Raw genomic sequence first — 20,747 nt, 5'->3', positions numbered from 1 at the left:
AATTGACACATTATCTAATTATTTTATTCTTGAAAAAAAGCTTCGAACAACTGAAACATTTATTAAATTTGTTCGACTAACTTATTTTACAAGCTGCAAAAATAGGGTATTTTAAAATATGGCGAAAGTAAAATATTATTACGACTCAGAAAATCTGGCTTATACGAAAATAAAAACCAGAAAAAGGATCAAAATTGGTTATGGTTTGCTGTTTTTGCTGGCCTCTGCACTCTTTGGCTTTTTAGTTTTTGTACTTTTAATTAACACGCCTTATTTCGAAACACCAAAAGATCGTTTGCAGGCACGTGAAATTGAAAATTTGAAATTGCAATACGCCATTTTAAACAAAAAAATGGATGAAATTGATGATGTAACCGAGGCATTAGAAAATAGAGACAACAATATATACAGGGTTTATTTTAATAAAACTGAAATTCCGGATTCTATTCGAAAGGCAGGTTTTAGAGATCCTGAACGTTATAAAATTTTGGAAGGTTACAACAACTCTCAATTGGTATTGAATACAACAAAACGAATTGACAGATTGTCTAAAGAATTGGCGATTCAGTCGAAATCACTGGATGAAATTTTGAAATTGGCGAGTACAAAAGGTAATTTATTATTGGCAATTCCGGCGATTCAGCCTGTTAGAAATGAAAATTTAAAGCGAATGGCTTCGGGTTTTGGATACAGAACTGACCCTTTCACGAAAGTGCGAAAAATGCATAACGGAATGGATTTTACCGCCAACACAGGTTCTCCTGTATATGCCACAGGCGATGGCGTTGTAGAAAGAGCCGATGCCGCGGCGTCAGGATTTGGAAATCATGTTGTGATCAGGCATGGTTTTGGATACGAAAGTTTGTACGCTCATTTAAGCAAATACAACTGTCACGCCGGACAACATGTCAAACGTGGCGATGTTATTGGATACGTGGGAAGTACCGGAAGATCTGAAGGTCCGCATTGTCATTATGAGGTTCACAAAGACGGAAAAGTCGTAAATCCGTTGAATTTTTATTACGGAAATATGTCAGCTGTCGAATATGTCGCAATTTCGCAAATGGCAAATCAGGAAAATCAGTCATTAGATTAATACTGCAAAAAGTAGTATTTTTGGATAAAATAGAAAATTAAAGAACATGCATATTGAGCTTTCAAAAGATAAAAGATATTATAGTATTGGCGAAGTTGCCAAAGCTTTTAATGTCAATGCATCATTGATTCGTTTTTGGGATAGCGAATTTGATATTTTGAAACCTAAAAAGAACGCCAAAGGCAACAGAATGTTTACGCCGGACGATATTACAAACCTGCAATTGATCTATCATTTGGTCAAAGAAAGAGGTTTTACACTCGAAGGCGCCAAAACTCATTTGAAAGAGGGACAAAAGAAAACATTAGATAAATTCGAAATAATACGTAAATTAGAGACCATAAAAACACAATTAAACGAAATTAAAAACGAATTATAGCATTAATAATCAAAAATTAGAAATAAACTTAAATCAAAACTGATATGAAAAAATGGTTAATCCCCGTAGGAATTATTGTTGTACTAATTGCTATTATTGCTTTTTGGTCAATTGGAATTAAAAATACTGGTTTGCAAAAAAGTCAGGCAGTTAACAAAGAATGGGGAAATGTGAGTACCACTTATCAAAGAAGAAATGACCTTATTGGAAATTTAGTAAACACAGTAAAAGGTGCTGCAGATTTCGAAAAATCAACATTGACAGCTGTAATTGAAGCTCGTGCAAAAGCAACTTCTGTAACAATTGATCCAAGCAATGTAACTCCGGAACAATTATCTCAATTTAACCAGGCTCAAAGTGGAGTATCTTCTTCTTTGTCAAGATTATTAGTTTCTGTTGAACAATATCCAACATTAAAAGCAAATGAAAACTTCTTGAAATTGCAAGATGAGTTGGCTAGTACTGAAAACCAAATTTTAACGGCAAGAACTCGTTTTAACGAAGCTGTTCAAGATTACAACGGTTACATCCTTTCTATTCCGAACAAATGGTTCTTGGATTATAAAGAAAAACCATACTTTGAAGCTGTTGCAGGTGCTGAAAAACCAGTTGAAGTAAAATTCTAAAAAAGCATTAGTATTTTAGACAAAAATCTAAAATCAACAATCTAAACTCTAAAATTATTTCGATGTCAAAAGTAGAAGATTTTTTATCCAAAGTAGAAGAACAAGATATTGTGGAAGCTATTCGCATAGCAGAACAAAATACTTCTGGCGAAATTAGAGTACATATAGAACAAACAACTTCTAAAGTTCCTTTTGACAGGGCTTTAGAAGTTTTTTATGATTTAAAAATGAATGAAACCCAACTTCAAAATGGTGTTTTATTTTACTTTGCTGTAGCAGACAAAACTTTTGCTATTTGCGGAGACAAAGGAATAAATGATGTTGTAGCATCAGATTTTTGGGATTGTACCAAAGACGCAATGGTGGCACAATTTAAATCCGGAAACTTTAAACAAGGTATTGTTGACGGAATTTTGAACGCCGGCGAACAATTAAAGAAATACTTTCCGTGGTCCGAAGGTGACACTAATGAATTATCAAACGAAATATCAAAAGGATAAACAATGAAAATTTTCAAAAATAAAATCTCAGGTTCTAAAAGAATTTTTCAGTTTACCTTTTTATTAGTAGCGTTTTTTACCTCTAATTGTATTTTTGCACAGTTTGAGATTCCAAAAATACCCGAAAAACAAACTTCTGTTTACGATTACGCTAATATTTTAAGTGCTTCTGAAAAGGCTCAATTAGAAGAAAAACTAATCCGTTATTCAGATTCTACTACGACTCAAATTGTAGTCATTACCATCGAAAGCTTAAAAGGCGAAGATGTTAGTCAACTAGCAACAAAATGGGGACAAACCTGGGGAATTGGTGGAACAAAACAAGATGATAATGGTGTAATTATTCTATTAGCCAAAAACGAAAAGAAAATTGCCATAAATCCCGGATATGGAGTCGAAGATCGCTTAACGGCAGGAATTGGCGGAACAATTATCCGAAATATTATTATCCCGGAATTCAAAGCAGGAAGTTTCTATAATGGCCTTGATAAAGGTACAGACGCTATAATTGATGTCTTTAAAGGAAAATTTAAAGGCGAACGCAAACAAACCAAAGGAAAAGATTTTCCAATATTCCCTTTTATTGTAATTGTTGTAATTGTATTAATTCTACTTTCCCGAAATAAAGGTGGTGGAGGAAATTCAGGCAATAATGGCGGTGGAGGTCCTAGCCTTCTCGATGTTATTCTTTTAAGCAGTCTTGGAAGAAGTAGCGGAAGCGGATTTGGCGGAGGTTTTGGAGGCGGATCTTCCGGTGGAGGTTTTGGCGGCGGTGGCGGAGGCTTCGGAGGAGGTTTCGGCGGCGGCGGATTCTCTGGTGGAGGTTCTAGCGGAGGCTGGTAAAACAGGTTTTTGTTTCAGGTTTCAAGTTTTATTTAATTTCAAGTTTAAAATCCATTTATGAGAATTAGTTTTTATTTCTTTATTTTTTGTTCTTATTTCACCTCTTATTCACAAGAGTTTTTTGACACTGACAAAATAGAAAGCGGGAAACAAATCGAAGAACTAAATACTATAATCCTTCAGGATCCAAGTGCTGAAAATTATTATTACAGAGGTTATAATAATTATATAAGTGAAAATTATCCGGAAGCATTATCTGATTATAACAAAGCGCTTTCGTTGACGCCAAATGATTTTAATATTTATTTTAGCAGAGGAAATCTAAACATAAAACTAAAGGATTATGAAAGTGCCATTGCTGATTTTTCAAAATGTATTTCACTAGATAAAACCTCTCAAAAGGCTTATTTTAACAGAGCATTTGCTGAGAGAAAAATATTCAATCGAACCGGCGCAATAGACGATTATTCGAAAAGTATTGCTTTAAAGCCTGATAATAATATATCAGCCTATCAAAATAGGGGATTATTAAAAAAAGAACTAAATTTACATAAGGAAGCAATAGCAGACTTTGATAAAGTTATCGCAATTGACCCAAAATCAGTTGATGCGTTTCAGAATAGAGCGATTTCAAAAGCAATGCTTAATTCAAAAGATGCTTTACTTGATTTTAATGCAGCGGTAAAATTGGCACCGGAAAATGCAGAAGTATACTTTAATAGAGCACTTTATTTTATTAATTTCAAAATAAAAGGAGATTATTGCTCAGATTTAAAAAAAGCTTTTAATTTTGGCTATTTACCGGCACAGGAAATAATAATAGAACTTTGTAAAATTTAATACCTAAAGATGTTATCACATAAAGCAAAATACGCCCTTAAGGCCTTACTTTATTTAGCAGAACAAGACGAAAATCACATTTCTAAAACTATAGAAATTGCTGATGGAGCCAACATTCCTAAAAAGTTTTTAGAGCAAATTTTATTAGATCTAAAACGTGGTCGTTTTGTGAGTAGTAAACAAGGAAAATTTGGTGGATATTATCTTATAAAGTCCAAAAATGAAATTACTCTTGCAGAAATTCATCGATTATTTGACGGTGCAATTGCGCTTTTACCTTGTGCTTCTTTAAACTTTTACGAGCCTTGTTCTGATTGCAAAACTGAGGAAGAATGCAGTCTGAGACACGGTTTAATGCTTATTCGCGACGAAACTCTTAAAGCGATGCAAGGCATTACAATAGCCTCTCTTATAAAAAAATAAAAAAATATTTTCTAATTCCTAGTAAATCGATAGAATTAATATTTATATTTGCAGAAAATAATTAACAAACCATTTACAAAATTTTAACCTATGAAAGTACATTTCAGTCCATCAGGTGTAACCAAAAATCTTTTGCAAAGAAAACTAAATCAATTCACAACTGTGAAAAACAATTCATTTATGATATGTATGTGTTGGTAAAAAAAATTTATTTTAAATTCTACTAATCACATATACTTAATGTAAAAATGAAAAATTCTATAAAAAACACTTTAGCAATATTATTATTTTTAACCTTCTCTGTTTCGTTTGCACAAACTGTTGAAGGTGTAGTTTCTACAAGCGAAAACATTCCTCTTGAAGCTGCAAACATAGTTATTAAAGGAACAACTTCGAATACCACTTCTGATCAAAACGGAAAATTTACAATTGATACAAGAGGAAAACTTCCTTTTACAATTCTGATTCAATACGTAGGTTACAAAACTACTGAGTTAGAATTTACTGCTTTGCCAACAGCTCCAATTAAAACAACTCTTACAGAAGAGAATGCACTTGTTGAAGTTGTAGTTTCTTCAAGACGTCGTATCGAAAAAGTTCAGGATGTGCCAATCGCGATATCAGTTATTACTGGTAAACAAGCGGAACAAACCGGAGCTTTTAACGTAAACCGTATCAAAGAACTTGTACCTTCTGTACAACTTTATTCTTCTAATCCTAGAAATACTGGTATCAATATTCGTAGTCTTGGTTCTCCTTTTGGACTTACAAATGACGGAATCGATCCTGGAGTTGGTTTCTATGTAGACGGTGTTTATTATGCTCGTCCTGCTGCTACAACTTTAGACTTTATTGATGTAGAACAAATAGAGGTTTTACGTGGACCACAAGGATCTTTGTTTGGTAAAAACACGACTTCTGGAGCGTTTAACATTACTACTCGCAAACCAAGTTTTACTTCTGGTGCTGACTTTGAAGTAAGCTACGGAAATTATAACTTTTTGCAAGCCAAAGCTTCGATTACAGGAGGCTTGACTTCAAAATTAGCTGGTCGTATATCTTTTTCAGGTACACAACGTGACGGTTTAATCGATAATGTTGCTACAGGAAGACCTACAAACACATTAAACAATCAAGGTATTAGAGGTCAATTACTTTATACTCCTTCAGAAAACACAAATATTATATTAGCAGCAGATATTACAACGCAACGTCCTGATGGATATGCGCAAGTAGTTGCCGGAGTTGCTCCAACAAAAAGAGCTGCTTACCGTCAGTTTGATGCTATTATTAAAGACTTGAATTATCAATTACCAAGTTTGAATGCTTTTGATCGTAAAATTGACCACGATACTCCATGGCGTTCAAATCAGGATATGGGAGGTATATCTTTGAATATTGATACAAAAATTGGAGGTGGAACTCTTACTTCAACTACAGCTTGGAGATTCTGGAACTGGGATCCATCAAATGACAGGGATTTTACAGGATTACAAGTTTTAGCAAAATCTCAAAACCCAACAAGACAAACTCAATTTACTCAAGAAGTTCGTTATGCTGGTCAACTTACCTCTAAAATAAGTGGTGTTGTAGGTGTATTTTTCATCGACCAAACATCAAAAACAAATGGTACAGAAGAATCTGGTAATGCACAATGGAGATTTGCACAAAGTACTACAAGTAACTTATGGAAAACTCCGGGTCTTTTTGAAGGATACGGAATCAAAACTGACGCTAGTATCAGATCATCAAGTGCTGCAGTATTTGGACAATTAGACTGGGCAATTACAGAACGTTTCCATATTTTACCAGGTTTAAGATATAACTTTGACAAGAAAGAAGCTGATTATGCCCGTAAAACATACGGTGGTCTTCAAACAACTGATCCAGCATTAATTGCTTTGCAAAAATCAGTTTATTCAGATCAGGCATTTACATCAGATACTGATAAAACTGACTTCTCAGGAAATTTAACATTGACTTATAAAGCGTCTGACAAAATCAATGCTTATGCAACTTACGCTAAAAGTTACAAACCAGTTGGTGTAAACGTAGCCGGACTTCCTACAGATTCAAAAGGTCAGCCTTTATTAGATCTTGCGGTAATCAAACCAGAGAAAGTAACGCACTATGAGGTTGGAGTAAAGACTTCTCCGTTCAGAAATTCAGTATTCAACTTAGCGTTCTTTAATACTGAGATTAAAGATTTCCAAACAAACGTTCAGGCTGCTGAATTGGGTGTAAACCGTGGATATCTTGCTAATGCAGATAAAGTACGTGTAAGAGGTGCAGAATTGGACGCTAGTTTTGTAGTTAACAGAAATTTAACGATAAATGGTGCTGCAACTTATACTGAAGGAACTTATGTGAAATTTACTAATGCACCGCTTCCATTAGAAGAAACCGGAACTACTGTTGGAGGAGTTCAGGTAGCTTATAAAGATGTTTCAGGAACAGATTTACCTGGTGTATCAAGATGGGCAGGATCTTTAGGTGGTGAACTTTCTGATGATGCTAAATTCTTTGGAAACGCAGGAAAAGTATTCCTTGCACTTGATTCTTATGCACGTTCTGAATTTTCTTCAAGCCCTTCGGCTTCAAAATACTTAGTCGTTCCGGGTTATGCGATTTTTAATGCTCGTTTAGGTTTCCGTGCTTCCGAAGGTTTATCGATTCACTTTTGGGGACGTAACCTTTTGAACAAAGATTACTACGAACAATTATTGCCAGCTGGTGGAAACACAGGACAATATGCGGGTGTAATTGGAGATCAAAGAACATACGGAATCACTTTGAAATACAATCTGTAATCAGTTAGTTAATTTTTTATATACACAAAGCGAGGTAGATTTTTAAACTTACCTCGCTTTTTTGTTTTAGAATATTTAAAATAATTATTAATTGTTGATTCTGAAAATTTGGCTAAAGCCTTTCTGCATCAATCTATTTTCTTCTCCAGCTAAAGCTGGAGTCTATTCAATTTTTGCAATTCAAATAGAAATATTATAAGATTTATAGCGACAGATTAAAACAATTAAAAATCTGTGTAAAATCTGTTCAATCCGTAAAATCTGTGGGCATAAAAAAGACGCACTGCTGTGCGCCTCTACAATAAAATCTTTATCTCTTTAATCCTTTGTTTCTAAAAAACCTCAGCAAATCAGAATCTTAGCAACTTAGAACCTTTCTTCAGATGCATTTCTGTGCGCCTCTACAAAAAACCTTTGTTCCTTTGAACCTCTGAACCTTTGCTCCTTTATTCTCCTCTCCTTTTTCTAGATCCTTTTTCTGTACCTCCAAAATTCCCTATTTTATAAGCTAGCGAAAACATTACATAACGCTTTAAAACCGTATTTTCTTCGTCGCGAATTGAGGTTGCCGAAATTGTTCTTGTGGCACTTTGATTTTGATTTAGTACATCATAAACTTTAATTTTTGCATATAGTTTTTTATCAAAAAATCCATAAGACAAACTTGTATTCCAAAGGAAGAAATCTTTTTTGAAGTCACTTGAAATATTAGAATTATAAGTATATCCAAAATCATTTCCGAAAATAAAATTTAACGGCCAGTAATTCGTTGTTTGCAAATTGATTCTGTGTACAACATTTGAAGTCGCGTCACGTGTATAATTCTCATAATTAGTTTCATTATACGTCAAACTATACGATGGCGAAATAGACAATAACTCTCCATATTCATACGTCAAATAAACTCTTGGCGTAATTGCCGTTGCTTTTGCATTGTATAAAACAGCATTTGTAAAACCTTTATCAAAAGAATAACTTCCGTTGATTCCTAAACCATATCTCAAAACATGAGCATCTCTTTTAACCGATTGATTCCAATTTCCGCCAATCGAAGCGATATAAGTTCCGGATATATTAGCATAAGTAGTCGTTCTTTTTCCGCTATCGTCATAAACTGAAGTCGAAACTACATCATTATTATAATAATCTGCTTTGATAAACATGCTATAACCCGAACGCGTTCTAAAATCAAAATTCTTAAAATCAATTCCTGCGCTACTCTTTTCTATCGGATTTAAATTTGGATTTCCGATTACGGTATTCAATGGATTCGTCAAATTTAAAACCGGCAATAATTGCGTCGCACTCGGAAGTGAATTTGAATAATCGTATTTTAAAGTCAGATTTTTAGAACGGCTAAACTTATATCTTATCAATGCATTTGCAAAAGGCAAAGCATATGTTTTATTCAAATCAGTTGAATTTCCTAAGTAAAGAGAATGATTATCATAATCAATAATAGAAGTTTTAGTGCTTAGATTAACGATGAATTTACTTTTTTTCAAAGTAATTCCAAATTTAGGACTAACTGAACTTTGTCTTGAAGTAATGTAATTTGTCAACGATAAATTCAAATCAGAATACGATTCTGTGGCAGCGTCAAAATCAAAAGTTTTTTGATCGTTTACTGTTTTTTGCCAGTCAAAATCAGAACCAAATCTAATTTTCAAGGAATCTGTAATAGGTTCTGTATATTCCAAATCCAAAGAATAAGAATCAGAACTTGTATTGTTTTTACTGTTTTGATTTCGTTCATCATTTGGTTTTCCGTCCTGATAAAAAATAGTTTCAGATAGATTCATTGTATTCGAATCGTTTCTGGTATTATTATTATTAAAAACGAAACTTAGATTGCGCGATTCTTTTTCAAAAGTTTTATTGAAATTAATCGTGTTCATGAAATTATTATTCGTGCTTTCGCTTTTAGATTCTGATTTACTTTCGTTCAATGCTTGTCCGTTTTCATCCTCAGAAGCTGTACTTGATTTTGAATCACTATTTGCTCTGGTTTGATTAAAAGATGGCGAAACATAAATATGAGTCGTTGGGTTAATTCTGTAATCTAACTCCAGATTAACCTTGTTTCCGGTATTTTCATTTCTTGCTTTCGAATCAGATGCTGTTAGAATATTTCCCGTTGGCAAAAAATTAATTTGATTTGATTTACTATCATTATTATTAATCGAATTCGAAAAATTATAGCTACTTGTAATGTCTAATTTTTTAGACAATGCGTCAAAGTAATTAATTCCTGCCAAATTAGATTGTGTGATTCCTTTTCCGCCACTGGAACTTTGATTAGCATTTTTACTATTTCGTCCTCCGCCCATACTATCAAAAACATCATCCATAGAAAAACCCGTCGAATTGATATTATTCGAAGAAGCCAAAACACTTATTTTTTGTTGATCTTTGAAAAAATTCAGCATTAAACTACTTTCATAGCGATCATCAGAACCGTAACCTCCAAGTATTTTTCCAAAGAAACCTTTATTTTTCTTTTCGTCAATAGTCAAATTTATACTTGAATTATCCGAAGTAGATTCTTGTTTTGCGAATTCTTCTTTCTTCGTTTTAAAATCCGAAACCTGAACTTTCTTGATAATATCGGCAGGTAAATTTTTAAGAATCAAAGCTCCATCTTTATCAAAAAAGGTCTTTCCGTTGACTAAAAACTGCGTTACTTCACGCCCGTTCACAGTAACTTTTCCGGTATTATCAACATCAACGCCGGGCAATTGCTTCAATAAAGCTTCGACATTGGCATCCGGACGAACTTTATACGAAGAAGCATTAAATTCCAGAGTATCTTTTTTGATTGTAATTGGCGGCGCTTCGGTTTTGATTACTACATTATTCAGCGCATTTACACTTTCTAATAAATACAATTTACCAAAATCTTTGCTTTCCAAAATTCCTTTATGTTCCTCGACCAAAGGCTGATATCCCATATAATTTACTTTCAGAAAAACAGGTTTGTCTATTTTTTTAGTATTAATTCTAAAAACTCCATTTTTATCTGTAGTTGCATATTCGATAACTGTAGAATCTTTAACCGTCGAAAAATAAACGGTCGCCATTTCCAGCGGTAATTGTGTATTGATATCAACAATAGTTCCTTTGATCACAATATCATTGCTTTGCGCATTCGAGACAGAACAAATAAGAAGAAAAAACAATAAATAAGCGAGAGATTTGGTCATAAGAAAGGGTTAGTTATGCTAGTAAGACTAACAAAGAAATCAAAGGTTTAACGGCGTATTGAAAGTTTTATTAGGTTTTTTATCGCAAATATCTCAAATCACTTCTATTTATAAAGGATTTTTAATTTTATTTTTCGAAAGAAAACTACTAATTCGCAATTCTCAAACTTCTCTTTTATTTTGATTTCCACCTTCAAAAAAGGCTTGCAAAAAGGGGGAATTAACCCTTATAAAAACAGTAATTCACCTTGCTTCTATCTTATAAAAATACAAAACCTTTGTGATGTAGAATTTAAAAGACAAACCATTTTAAAGATTCTGAAATAGTGCTTCAGAAACATCAAAAAACTAGTACAGACAATTTAAACCAATTAATCATGAAAAATATTTTTAAAGGAACCTTACGAGGATATGTATGTGAGGATTGTATTGAGGCGATATCCGGAGTTGAAGTTTTATTTTATCTTCCGTACAGAAAAGAAACTCGCCCAACTGATCAGGTTACGAATGCTAAAGAAACATTTCATTATGTATCGAAAGAGGAAGCAGAACAAAGACAACAGCTATATATTGGCAAAGCCAAAACAGATTCCAAAGGGGATTTTGAATTCGAAATTGACGACAGACATGTGGGTTCTGATTTAGATATCGATTTTATTTGCGGAACTGTTCCTCCAAAATTTCCAAAACCAAAAAGAGACGAAATTGTACAATTTCATATTACGACATTATCAATTCATTCTGAACTTGAACTACAAACAAAAGCCCTAAATTCCAGATGGCAATGTAATATTGCTTATAAATGGTGGTGCTACATCAGAGGTCATTATTTTGATGCGTGGGTTATTTGCGGACATTTGAGAAATTGCAAAACCGGAAAACCTATTGCAAATGCAAAAGTTACTGCAATGGATGCCGATTTTCTAACAGATGACAATTTAGGTTCTGATACAACAGATGCTTCAGGACATTTTAGAATCGATTATAGCTCGGCAGATTTCAAAAAAACCTTTTTATCGCCATGGATAAATGTAGAAACTGATCCTAATTTCCTTTCATTTCAAAGTGGTCCGGACGTTTATTTCAAAGCCGAATTAAGTGGAACAACTTTAATCAATGAAACAAAAGCAGATGCACGCAAAAATGTAGGCTATTGTTTGTGTGTTAATCTATGTTCTGAAATAAATGTTTTTGATAACAGCGTACCGGATTTCCCAAGTGCATGGACAGGAATTGGAACCGCTTTTAGTTCTTCTTTCGGATTAGGCGTTCACGATTTTGATGCCGATGGTTTTGCGGGCTCCGGCAAACACGTATTGTACAGCACTATCCGTTTAACCGGACAAGCGGCTTTAAAATCAGCTGGCGGATACCCTATTGAATATCGTTTTAGAATCAGCGATACAACTGCACCCAATAATTCAGCTCCTTTAGATGAAACAAATTTTACCAAAACTATTGGAGTCGACAGCGGCTTATTTGCTCCAAGTACTGTTTCTAAATTATCCCGAAAAATCCCCATTCTTGACCATGATATTATTTACGTAGACAGCGCTGAGAGTGATTTTGATGCTCAAGGCTGGTTTGATGTAAACCATGCCATTGAGAGAGCTTTGGTAACCAATGGTTTTACTCTTGCAGATTTACCGCTATATAATATTATCGAAGAAGATACTTTGATTTCTCTGGATACAGCCAAGCTAACAACTGCTGTAGGTATTACTCCGGACAGTATTAATCCGGGACAAAATATTCCTCCTGCAAGTAAAGCTCCGCTAGAAAAATTTGCAATCCGATTCGAAATCAGAGAAGTGATTAACAAAGCAACCAATAGTTTTGGCGTTATTGATGGCAACGGAACAACATTAAATTCTGTTGTAATGAACAACACTCCAATATACAGACAATTGTCTATAAAAGAGCTAGAAGAAAGTACACTTTGTACTCCAGTAAGTGGTACCATACACGCTAAATATACCTTATATCACCGCTATTTATCGACTTGTAAATTGAACATAAGAAAAAATAGTGAAAGCACAGAAAGAGATATTATAGACGGTATTGTTGATACTGCGCCAGCTGTTGACGAAAGAACAAGTAGTAGCTCTAAATTAAACGATCCGCCAACTTTAGCGCGCTGTACTTATATCGTAAAACTATATTCGTCTACCCGAAAACACAATGGTGACTATGGAGATTCTGATGGAGGAACACCACTAGAACAACTTTTCTTCTACGATGTTTAACTACCATTTCTAAATAAACCACAAAAAAAAGCAACATTTCAAAATTCGAAATGTTGCTTTTTTATTAACTATAAAAAGAGAATCTTATTTCTCTCTGATATAAATATCAATTGGCACTCCTGCGAAATCCCAATTTTCTCTAATTTTATTTTCAAGATATCTCTTATATGGCTCCTTAACGTATTGTGGCATATTTGCAAAAAACACAAACTGAGGCGTTAATGTTGGCAACTGCATACAATATTTAATTTTCACATATTTACCTTTTGTTGCTGGCGGCGGATAAGCTTCAATAACTTTCAACATATATTCGTTGAATTTTGAAGTTGCTATTCTTTGTTTTCTGTTTTCGAAAACCTGAACCGTAGCTTCTAATGCTTTCAATAAACGTTGTTTCGTTAAAGCCGAAACGAACAAAATTGGCACATCAGTAAAAGGCATTAATTCTTTTTTGATTTTCTCTTCGTAATCACGAGTCGACATGGTATCTTTTTCAACCAAATCCCATTTGTTCACCAAGATTACAACACCTTTACGGTTTTTCTCAGCCAACCAAAAAATACTTTGATCCTGACCTTCAAATCCACGGGTTGCATCGATAACCAAAATACAAATATCTGCATGCTCAATTGCACGAACAGAACGCATTACAGAGTAAAACTCTAAATCTTCCTTCACTTTAGCCTTACGACGGATTCCCGCAGTATCAACCAAGTTAAATTCAAAACCAAAACGGTCAAATTTAGTATCAATTGCATCACGAGTAGTTCCTGCAATATCAGTTACCATAAAACGATCCTGACCAATTAATGCATTGATAAAGCTTGATTTACCAGCATTCGGACGTCCAACAACAGCAAAACGAGGTAAAACCACTTCTGGTTGAACAGGTTCTGGTTTTACAGGAAAAGATTCGATTAAAGCATCTAATAAATCTCCAGTTCCACTTCCTGAGATACTTGCAAACGTATAATAATCTCCTAAACCAAGATTATAAAACTCCAAAGCATCTTTTTCACGCATTGCGTTATCTACTTTATTAACAGCCAATAAAACTGGTTTTGTCACCTTACGCAATAAGCGCGCAACAACATCATCCATTGGTGTGATACCTTCTTCAACATCAACAACAAAAATAATAACATCTGCTTCATCAATAGCAAGCTCCACTTGTTTACGGATTTCACCTTCAAATACGTCATCAGATCCACGAACATATCCGCCGGTATCAATCACAGAAAACTCTTTTCCGTTCCACTCGCTTTTACCGTAGTTTCTATCTCTGGTAACTCCAGAAACCGAATCTACAATAGCTTCTCTTCTTTGTATCAGCCTATTAAAAAGGGTTGATTTCCCCACATTAGGTCTTCCTACTATCGCAACAATGTTATTCATTTTTTTGAATTTTAGATTCCAGATTCCAAATTTCAAATTTTTAGTTCCCTAAAAACCTAACCACTTGTAATCCAAAATGCTTTATTTTAATTTTTTGCAAAGGTAGTTAAAAAAGTGACTAAGTCGCTAAGTTTCTAAGTACCTAAGTTTTTTATTATTTTTCCTGTTATTTCAGACTATTTTTCGGGAGCTATTTCCTGCTATTCGTTACAATCTTTTCCTGGCTAAAGAAGCCAGAAAAAGGATTTCCTCTTCTATCAGGGCTAGGGTTTCAGTTTTCAGTATCAACTTTCAGTTTTATACTAAATATTTCACATTTCAAAACTTGAAATAAATTAACCGTTCCTATTTCGCATTTCAAACATGAAACCTGAAACAACTTAATCATTCCAATTTCATATTTCAAACAAATCAACGATTAAACAATTAACCGATTAAACCTTATTATTGATTATAACCGAAACGTTTCAACATATTGGCATTGCTTCTCCAGTTTTTATTCACCTTAACAACAAGTTCAATATGTATTTGCTTTCCGAAGAATTTCTCCAGATCAGCACGAGCTTCAGTTCCTACTTTTTTCAAAGCGGCACCTTTATGACCAATAATGATTCCTTTTTGAGTTTCGCGTTCTACCATAATAATCGAACGGATTCTGATAATAGCTTCGTCTTCAAAAAACTCTTCGGTAACGATTTCAACTGCATACGGAATCTCTTTGCTGTAATTCAACAAGATTTTCTCACGAATGGTTTCGTTTACGAAAAAACGTTCCGGTTTGTCTGTTAATTGATCTTTTGGATAATATGCGGGAGATTCTGGAAGTAATTCAATGATTCGTCCAAAAACTTCCGGTACATTAAAATTCTGTAAAGCCGAGATTGGGAAAATTTCAGCATTTGGCACTTTTGCAGTCCAGAATGCAACTTGTTCCTCTAATTGTTCCTGATTTGAATTGTCGATTTTATTCAACAGTAATAAAACCGGAATTTTAGCGTGGATAATTTTATTAAAGAAAGCTTCATCTTTTAAGTCCTGCTCTCCTATTTCGACCATATAAACCAGAATATCAGCATCTTCAAAAGCCGATTTTACAAAGTTCATCATCGATTCCTGCATTTCATAAGCCGGTTTGATGATTCCTGGAGTATCCGATAATATAAGTTGAAAATCTTCGCCATTCACGATTCCAAGAATACGGTGACGAGTTGTTTGTGCTTTTGATGTAATAATCGATAATCTTTCTCCAACAAAGGCGTTCATTAATGTTGATTTTCCAACGTTTGGATTCCCGATGATGTTTACAAAACCTGCTTTATGTGACATTTGCATATTATTTATTTTGCAAAGGTAGTCATATCAACTCAATACAGAAAATAAAACATTTTTTAATCTTTTCGTTGGATTTCTCAAAAAACGGCGTATCTTTGCACCCGAAACATCGCGGGATAGAGCAGTAGGCAGCTCGTCGGGCTCATAACCCGAAGGTCACAGGTTCGAGTCCTGTTCCCGCTACAGAGAAAAAAAGCTTCAGAGAAATCTGGAGCTTTTTTTGTTTATACTAAATCTATAAAACAATATGTACTTGATTCAGATCGCGGGTAAGGAGGCAGGAGACATTTACACAGCTTTTCATAAGAACTCTTCGCGAAATTGAGATGCGTCAATTTCACACGTAAAGACTTATACATGATTGCTTAAAAACTACCAACTTATTGTTATTACTCCATGATCGTAATCTACAGATACTAAATAATCTAACTCTTCCAATTTTCCCCTACAATACCTTAAGTCTTTAGAGGTTAGCTCTACAGTTTTATCGTAATCAAATGAATATTTACCTTTTGAAGATTGCTCTAGAATGTCCATAAATATACCATCTAGAACTCTATCCTCTAGATAATCTTCATCTTTTGAATAGCTATTAATATCATCTGCTGTTTTTCTTGCGTCATTTGCGAGCATATCTAATTTATTTAAGTTTAAAATTTTACCCAAAAAAGGGTTTTTATTAAAATATAATGGAATCAAATCTAACTTATTTTAATCATGATTAGCCATTACTTTATAAAGTTTTTTTTTAAATCGTAAAAATTTAAAATGCCTTACAGGAAGACAAGAATTTCATATATTCTGAAACTTATTTGTCTTTATTAACTTTACAGGTAGAAATTGAAATCTGGGCTATTCATCTATTTTGTAGGGAAAAATACATATATTTATAAAATAAAAAAACTCAACTAAATTTATATATTTACTAGTGATAATTACAAAAGAGGATTGCATCAAATAACTTGAAATCTAAATTTATCAAAAAAAATGATTAAAGAGCTTATAATTGACATTGCATATGATAAAATAACAATTGGGCAAGCCTTAACAAGGGCAAAACTAATTGCAAATCAAATTAAGAATGAAGATTTTAAAAATTGGTTACATAAAGAATTAAACGGCTATGACTATGATGAAAAAAATTTACCCAATTATAGGGAAATTTGGGCTGAAATTAAGTTACGTGCTGAATTTCCTAATGGACAAAACTATGTTTTTTCAGTAATAGTTCCTGATAGTTTTGATAAAAAAATTCGTGACAATATCAATTTCCACAAAGTGTATGAATCAATATCGATTATAGAAAAAAATCTATGCGATTTTGAAAGTAGTTTAGGAACAATTAATTTACCTTCTTCAATGGTTGAAATCTTAGGAAATATGTATGAAAATGTAAAGAAACAACGTGGAGTTATTAGAAATGGTTGGCGGACAGTGGGTAAATCTCAATATCAGAATATTGTGGAATTAACAAAACAAAAATTATTAGATACATTACAAGAATTAGAAAATCAATTTCCAGAAATAGATAAAACATATATTATGAATGATGAAAATGAAAAAAAAGTAAAAAACATAATTACTAATAATATTTATGGAAATAACAACCCTCTAAATTTAGTTTCCGGTAGTAATATAACTCAAGGGAATATTTCCTTTAATATTTCCAAAGAACAAAAAGAAAAATTACAGTCTTACGGTGTAGAATCACAAGACATACAAGAATTGGAAACAATAGATAATGAAAATCCAAAAGGTTCTGAAAGCAGAAATGCAAAAATATTATCTTGGATATCAAAAGTATCCACATCTTTAGTTGCAAGAGGCATATATGACAATATTCCAAATGTTATTACTTTCGCAAGTAGTATAATTTAAACTCTATTTACCATGACATACAAAGTAAATCTAAAATATAACTACATTATCAACAGACAATTTTATAAAAATCATCCATAAACTATTTAGATAATTAAATATTTCCCGCTACTAAGACAAATCTTCAGAGGAATCTGGAGCTTTCTTTTTTTACTAGATTTCTTACTCAGTTTTTATTAAATTACCTTTTAGTTTAGCATAAATATCAAGACTTATAAATTTGCCATTTTTAATTTCACAGTCTTTCATAGTTCTTTCGTATTGAAAGTCAAGTTTAGCCATTACGCTTTTACAATTCTTATTTTCCGACTCAACAAATCCTTCAATTCTGTTAAGTTCTAAATCGTTAAAGCCATAATTACAAATTAACAGTATTGCTTCTTTTATAATTCCATGTCCCCAAAAATTTGGAATTAACCAAAAACCGATTTCTGCTTTTTTATGTTCTTTATTTAAATTATTTAATCCGCCCGCTCCGTAGAATGTTCTGTTGTCAGCCGAGCAAATAACAAACCAAATTCCTGTATCGTTTTTTTCAAGGTCAGCAAAAAAAATCATTTGCTCTTTAGTTGCTTCCAATGTTTGAAAACTCACTCCATAATACTTAATAACTTGTGGATGTGAAAGTCCTTTGAAAACATTTTCAAGATCACTATCTGCAAATTGTCGCAGTAAAAGTCTTTCGGTTTTTATAATTGGAAATTCTTTCTTCATGTTTTTTGTTAGATAAAAAATTTCTTGCGAAACGTGAAGGTGAATTTACAAAAAAACACGCAATCTTGCCAAACGACTGTTAGACAGCGTAATTGTTAATTGTTTTTATATTCAGCGTGTATTCGTTCAAAATATTTTTCAAAATTTTTAATGATAGACACCACTTCAAAATTTGAAATTTTGTCTAAAGGTATTTTGACCAATTCTTCTTTAGTTATGTGTGACAATGCAAACATGGCGGTTCGTTTTGTCCATCTGTCAACATTATTGCCTGAAAATTCAATTAATTTAATTAGAGGTTCGACAATTCTATAATCTGGAAAGTAAAACAACATTTCTGCAGCAAAAAACCAATAGTAAGGGTTGTCAGTTTTAAATAAATTAATTAATCGCATTAGTACATCTTCTTCTTTTCTGCTTTTTATTTCCCATTCAATTCGCCATCTGAAAGTTGGAGGATCAGCACCTTCCCAAATGCAGGGAATCATTTTAAATAAGATGTCGTTGGAAATAATTCCAACATAATTTTGCAAAAGTTGGCGTAAAGCATAAATCTTATTTTTCTGTGAATTTGAATTTAGAAAAATGTATTCCAATTTATTAAGTCTTTCCAAATTATGCATACGTTTTTTCTATGTTACTTGAGTTCAATATTATGTCGGCTAATATCTTTTATGATTTCATATTTCATAAACTGGTCAATTCCAAATTCAAAAATGTCATTTTTTTGAAGTTAAACCTGAGGGAATCATCAAACTGTCTTTATCGTACATATTGATGTAAATCTTTAGAGTATCAGCTATATCTTCCCAATATACTTTATAGATGTCAAGCGAACCCTTGAGCCCTTCTTCTACATTCGGAGTTTCAAAAAGGCAACAGCTTCCTTGTCTATAAAATCTGACTGTTTCGCCATTTGGACCTTTCAATGCACTCAAAAATCTTCGTTCATTTTTTGGCCCCATACTTTCCAAATGACCTCCAACCTTAATTGGATTTGATTGAGTAAAGCCATAACTTTTATCAGAACTTTGGGCAGTTAAATGAAAGTAGTCCAGTTCAACCGGTCCTTCTTTTTCTAAAAGTGCTTTCTCTAGCTGTTTTTGTTTATTATTACAGGAAAGAAATAATACTAAAATTAAGGGAAGATAAATTTTCATTCGTGTGTCTTTTTTACAATGTTGTCTAATATTCTGATACTACAGCGGGTTTAGAACTAAATTAAACCCTATTTTCGGATTTGCCTAAATCCGTTGCAATAGATAGCTGTTTTATGCAGGTTTATTTTGTGTTTTTATCGTATTCTTCTTGAGCCATTTTATCATATTCATCTTGAGTAAAACCATATTTGCAGTCTGAATATTTTGGATCGAGAGCCCAAAACATTAAATCATTTATTTCAGCCGATCCGTTTAGACAAGCTCCATTTGTAGTACTAATAGCTTCAAAATCATTCTTATGTTTGAAATATATCTCCTTAATTTTTGGATAATTTTTCTCTTTTAATCCAATAAAAGCATAATATCGAATGTATGGATTTTCACTATCAGTCAAATAAACCAAATCTTCGACAGTTGCAACTTTAATTAAGTTTTTATATGAATCATTATCTTCAGTCCAAACAGTATTTATACATTTTTCCTGACTCAAAAGATTTACAGCATTTTCCACTTTTGAATCAAGTTTATTTCTACACGAAATGACGATATTAAAAGTTAAAAGCATTAAAAAAATATTTCTCATAATTCTCTGTTTATCAAGCGCTGTGTCTTTACAACCTATTATATTCATAGTTTAATATCTTTAAAATTATCGTCAACGTCTTGGGACTACAAGAGGTCTGGGACTAAATTAAGGCCAAAATGCCAATCTAGCCAAACAGCTATTATCGGCTGGCATTTATTATTTTAAAGGTTTACATCTTTCAAATAACAATGTGTCCATTTTCCTTTCGTCAAACGACATCATCATTTTTTTCTTGCTTAGGAAATAAATTGGTGAATTTGAACCTACAATACACAATCTTCCCAGACTTATTCCTTTTGAAGTCGGTTTCCACTGATAATCTACTAATGAATCTAGATTATTATCTTTAAAAATTTCGGCATTCCCATCAAGATTTAAGTGGAGCGTTATATCATTTGCATAACCTGCATTTATTAATCGAATTGGTTTATATGTTGCATTTTTCAATTTCCACCATCCATTGGCATTTTTGAAATCGAAATTTTTCGTGATCAGGTTTTTATCTTCTAATTTTTTATCAACCTCTTCTTTACAAGAATAAAAGAACACGAATATTAGAATCATAAATATTTTTTGCATGGAATATATTTTCATCATTTTGTCTGTTCTTGCTTATAAAGTTCTGACACTACAACAAGTCTGATACTAAATTAAGCCATTATTCGGTTTTGCCAAATCATCCCAAATACAAAACCATTTTTACATTAAGTCAATTG

Annotated in this window: 19 protein-coding genes and 1 tRNA gene; 11 read left to right on the top strand and 9 right to left on the bottom strand. The window is 32.9% G+C overall.

Going from position 1 to position 20,747, the window contains the following annotated elements; translation table 11 throughout:
* Positions 1–118 precede the first annotated feature (118 nt).
* The 8 genes from WN975_RS24735 (at position 119) to WN975_RS24700 (ending at position 7,517) form a co-directional block, all read left to right on the top strand.
* Positions 119–1,096 carry a peptidoglycan DD-metalloendopeptidase family protein gene (locus WN975_RS24735; protein ID WP_099711094.1) on the top strand — a complete coding sequence of 326 codons (978 nt, stop codon included), beginning with the start codon at positions 119–121 and terminating at the stop codon, positions 1,094–1,096.
* A gap of 46 nt (positions 1,097–1,142) precedes the next feature.
* The gene (locus WN975_RS24730; RefSeq protein WP_089352044.1) at positions 1,143–1,475 is read left to right on the top strand and encodes a MerR family transcriptional regulator; all 333 of its coding nucleotides are present in this window, start codon (positions 1,143–1,145) and stop codon (positions 1,473–1,475) included.
* A gap of 44 nt (positions 1,476–1,519) precedes the next feature.
* Entirely contained in the window at positions 1,520–2,101 is a 582-nt protein-coding gene (locus tag WN975_RS24725) for a LemA family protein (protein ID WP_099711093.1), read from the top strand.
* Positions 2,102–2,163: 62 nt separating this feature from the next.
* Positions 2,164–2,601 carry a TPM domain-containing protein gene (locus tag WN975_RS24720; protein ID WP_337968804.1) on the top strand — a complete coding sequence of 146 codons (438 nt, stop codon included), beginning with the start codon at positions 2,164–2,166 and terminating at the stop codon, positions 2,599–2,601.
* A gap of 3 nt (positions 2,602–2,604) precedes the next feature.
* Entirely contained in the window at positions 2,605–3,444 is an 840-nt protein-coding gene (locus WN975_RS24715; protein ID WP_337968803.1) for a TPM domain-containing protein, read from the top strand.
* A 57-nt stretch (positions 3,445–3,501) separates the two neighbouring features.
* Positions 3,502–4,284, top strand: a complete 783-nt coding sequence (locus WN975_RS24710) for a tetratricopeptide repeat protein (RefSeq protein WP_337968802.1) — start codon at positions 3,502–3,504, stop codon at positions 4,282–4,284.
* A gap of 9 nt (positions 4,285–4,293) precedes the next feature.
* The gene (locus tag WN975_RS24705) at positions 4,294–4,707 is read left to right on the top strand and encodes an Rrf2 family transcriptional regulator (RefSeq protein ID WP_099711089.1); all 414 of its coding nucleotides are present in this window, start codon (positions 4,294–4,296) and stop codon (positions 4,705–4,707) included.
* A gap of 248 nt (positions 4,708–4,955) precedes the next feature.
* Positions 4,956–7,517 carry a TonB-dependent receptor gene (locus tag WN975_RS24700; protein WP_337968801.1) on the top strand — a complete coding sequence of 854 codons (2,562 nt, stop codon included), beginning with the start codon at positions 4,956–4,958 and terminating at the stop codon, positions 7,515–7,517.
* Positions 7,518–7,963: 446 nt separating this feature from the next.
* On the opposite strand, the gene WN975_RS24695 is transcribed toward WN975_RS24700, so the two are convergent.
* Positions 7,964–10,720, bottom strand: a complete 2,757-nt coding sequence (locus tag WN975_RS24695; protein ID WP_337968800.1) for an outer membrane beta-barrel protein — start codon at positions 10,718–10,720, stop codon at positions 7,964–7,966.
* A 377-nt stretch (positions 10,721–11,097) separates the two neighbouring features.
* On the opposite strand from WN975_RS24695, the gene WN975_RS24690 reads away from it, so the two are divergent.
* Positions 11,098–12,966, top strand: coding sequence for a hypothetical protein (locus WN975_RS24690; RefSeq protein ID WP_337968799.1), 1,869 nt, complete (start codon positions 11,098–11,100; stop codon positions 12,964–12,966).
* A gap of 84 nt (positions 12,967–13,050) precedes the next feature.
* Here the strand turns inward: WN975_RS24690 and der are convergent, their stop codons facing one another.
* Together der and era are read right to left on the bottom strand one after the other, a co-directional pair.
* Positions 13,051–14,361, bottom strand: a complete 1,311-nt coding sequence (der, locus tag WN975_RS24685; protein WP_337968798.1) for a ribosome biogenesis GTPase Der — start codon at positions 14,359–14,361, stop codon at positions 13,051–13,053.
* 444 nt (positions 14,362–14,805) lie between these two features.
* Positions 14,806–15,687, bottom strand: a complete 882-nt coding sequence (gene era, locus WN975_RS24680) for a GTPase Era (RefSeq protein ID WP_099712802.1) — start codon at positions 15,685–15,687, stop codon at positions 14,806–14,808.
* Positions 15,688–15,803: 116 nt separating this feature from the next.
* On the opposite strand from era, the gene WN975_RS24675 reads away from it, so the two are divergent.
* Positions 15,804–15,876, top strand: a tRNA-Met gene (locus tag WN975_RS24675).
* 189 nt (positions 15,877–16,065) lie between these two features.
* Here WN975_RS24675 and WN975_RS24670 read toward each other — a convergent pair.
* On the bottom strand, positions 16,066–16,392 hold the full coding sequence (locus WN975_RS24670; protein WP_337968797.1) for a hypothetical protein: 327 nt from the start codon (positions 16,390–16,392) through the stop codon (positions 16,066–16,068).
* A gap of 288 nt (positions 16,393–16,680) precedes the next feature.
* Here WN975_RS24670 and WN975_RS24665 point away from each other — a divergent pair, with 288 nt between their 5' ends.
* Positions 16,681–17,571 (top strand): hypothetical protein, encoded by an 891-nt coding sequence (locus WN975_RS24665; protein WP_337968796.1) that lies wholly within the window; start codon positions 16,681–16,683, stop codon positions 17,569–17,571.
* 162 nt (positions 17,572–17,733) lie between these two features.
* On the opposite strand, the gene WN975_RS24660 is transcribed toward WN975_RS24665, so the two are convergent.
* From WN975_RS24660 to WN975_RS24640, 5 genes are all read right to left on the bottom strand, one after another.
* On the bottom strand, positions 17,734–18,285 hold the full coding sequence (locus WN975_RS24660) for a GNAT family N-acetyltransferase (RefSeq protein ID WP_337968795.1): 552 nt from the start codon (positions 18,283–18,285) through the stop codon (positions 17,734–17,736).
* Positions 18,286–18,380: 95 nt separating this feature from the next.
* Positions 18,381–18,773: a hypothetical protein gene (locus WN975_RS24655; protein ID WP_337968794.1), complete on the bottom strand. Its 393-nt coding sequence runs from the start codon at positions 18,771–18,773 to the stop codon at positions 18,381–18,383.
* A gap of 231 nt (positions 18,774–19,004) precedes the next feature.
* Entirely contained in the window at positions 19,005–19,445 is a 441-nt protein-coding gene (locus tag WN975_RS24650) for a 2-dehydro-3-deoxyphosphooctonate aldolase (RefSeq protein WP_337968793.1), read from the bottom strand.
* Between the two features lie 121 nt (positions 19,446–19,566).
* On the bottom strand, positions 19,567–20,028 hold the full coding sequence (locus WN975_RS24645; RefSeq protein ID WP_337968792.1) for a hypothetical protein: 462 nt from the start codon (positions 20,026–20,028) through the stop codon (positions 19,567–19,569).
* 159 nt (positions 20,029–20,187) lie between these two features.
* Positions 20,188–20,595: a hypothetical protein gene (locus tag WN975_RS24640; protein ID WP_337968791.1), complete on the bottom strand. Its 408-nt coding sequence runs from the start codon at positions 20,593–20,595 to the stop codon at positions 20,188–20,190.
* Positions 20,596–20,747: the final 152 nt, after the last annotated feature.

It is taken from the genome of uncultured Flavobacterium sp. (genome assembly GCF_951805225.1).
GTDB lineage: Bacteria > Bacteroidota > Bacteroidia > Flavobacteriales > Flavobacteriaceae > Flavobacterium.
This window is presented reverse-complemented; position numbering and strand designations above follow the sequence as displayed.

Bases quoted from the DNA above. Each gene is read 5' to 3' on its own strand.
- WN975_RS24660 (WP_337968795.1), bottom strand. From the start codon at position 18,285: ATGAAGAAAGAATTTCCAATTATAAAAACCGAAAGACTTTTACTGCGA.
- WN975_RS24645 (WP_337968792.1), bottom strand. From the start codon at position 20,028: ATGAGAAATATTTTTTTAATGCTTTTAACTTTTAATATCGTCATTTCG.
- era (WP_099712802.1), bottom strand. From the start codon at position 15,687: ATGTCACATAAAGCAGGTTTTGTAAACATCATCGGGAATCCAAACGTT.
- WN975_RS24710 (WP_337968802.1), top strand. From the start codon at position 3,502: ATGAGAATTAGTTTTTATTTCTTTATTTTTTGTTCTTATTTCACCTCT.
- WN975_RS24705 (WP_099711089.1), top strand. From the start codon at position 4,294: ATGTTATCACATAAAGCAAAATACGCCCTTAAGGCCTTACTTTATTTA.
- WN975_RS24730 (WP_089352044.1), top strand. From the start codon at position 1,143: ATGCATATTGAGCTTTCAAAAGATAAAAGATATTATAGTATTGGCGAA.
- WN975_RS24650 (WP_337968793.1), bottom strand. From the start codon at position 19,445: ATGAAAATTTATCTTCCCTTAATTTTAGTATTATTTCTTTCCTGTAAT.
- WN975_RS24665 (WP_337968796.1), top strand. From the start codon at position 16,681: ATGATTAAAGAGCTTATAATTGACATTGCATATGATAAAATAACAATT.
- WN975_RS24690 (WP_337968799.1), top strand. From the start codon at position 11,098: ATGAAAAATATTTTTAAAGGAACCTTACGAGGATATGTATGTGAGGAT.
- WN975_RS24715 (WP_337968803.1), top strand. From the start codon at position 2,605: ATGAAAATTTTCAAAAATAAAATCTCAGGTTCTAAAAGAATTTTTCAG.
- WN975_RS24700 (WP_337968801.1), top strand. From the start codon at position 4,956: ATGAAAAATTCTATAAAAAACACTTTAGCAATATTATTATTTTTAACC.
- WN975_RS24735 (WP_099711094.1), top strand. From the start codon at position 119: ATGGCGAAAGTAAAATATTATTACGACTCAGAAAATCTGGCTTATACG.
- WN975_RS24720 (WP_337968804.1), top strand. From the start codon at position 2,164: ATGTCAAAAGTAGAAGATTTTTTATCCAAAGTAGAAGAACAAGATATT.
- der (WP_337968798.1), bottom strand. From the start codon at position 14,361: ATGAATAACATTGTTGCGATAGTAGGAAGACCTAATGTGGGGAAATCA.
- WN975_RS24725 (WP_099711093.1), top strand. From the start codon at position 1,520: ATGAAAAAATGGTTAATCCCCGTAGGAATTATTGTTGTACTAATTGCT.
- WN975_RS24655 (WP_337968794.1), bottom strand. From the start codon at position 18,773: ATGATTCCCTGCATTTGGGAAGGTGCTGATCCTCCAACTTTCAGATGG.
- WN975_RS24640 (WP_337968791.1), bottom strand. From the start codon at position 20,595: ATGATTCTAATATTCGTGTTCTTTTATTCTTGTAAAGAAGAGGTTGAT.
- WN975_RS24695 (WP_337968800.1), bottom strand. From the start codon at position 10,720: ATGACCAAATCTCTCGCTTATTTATTGTTTTTTCTTCTTATTTGTTCT.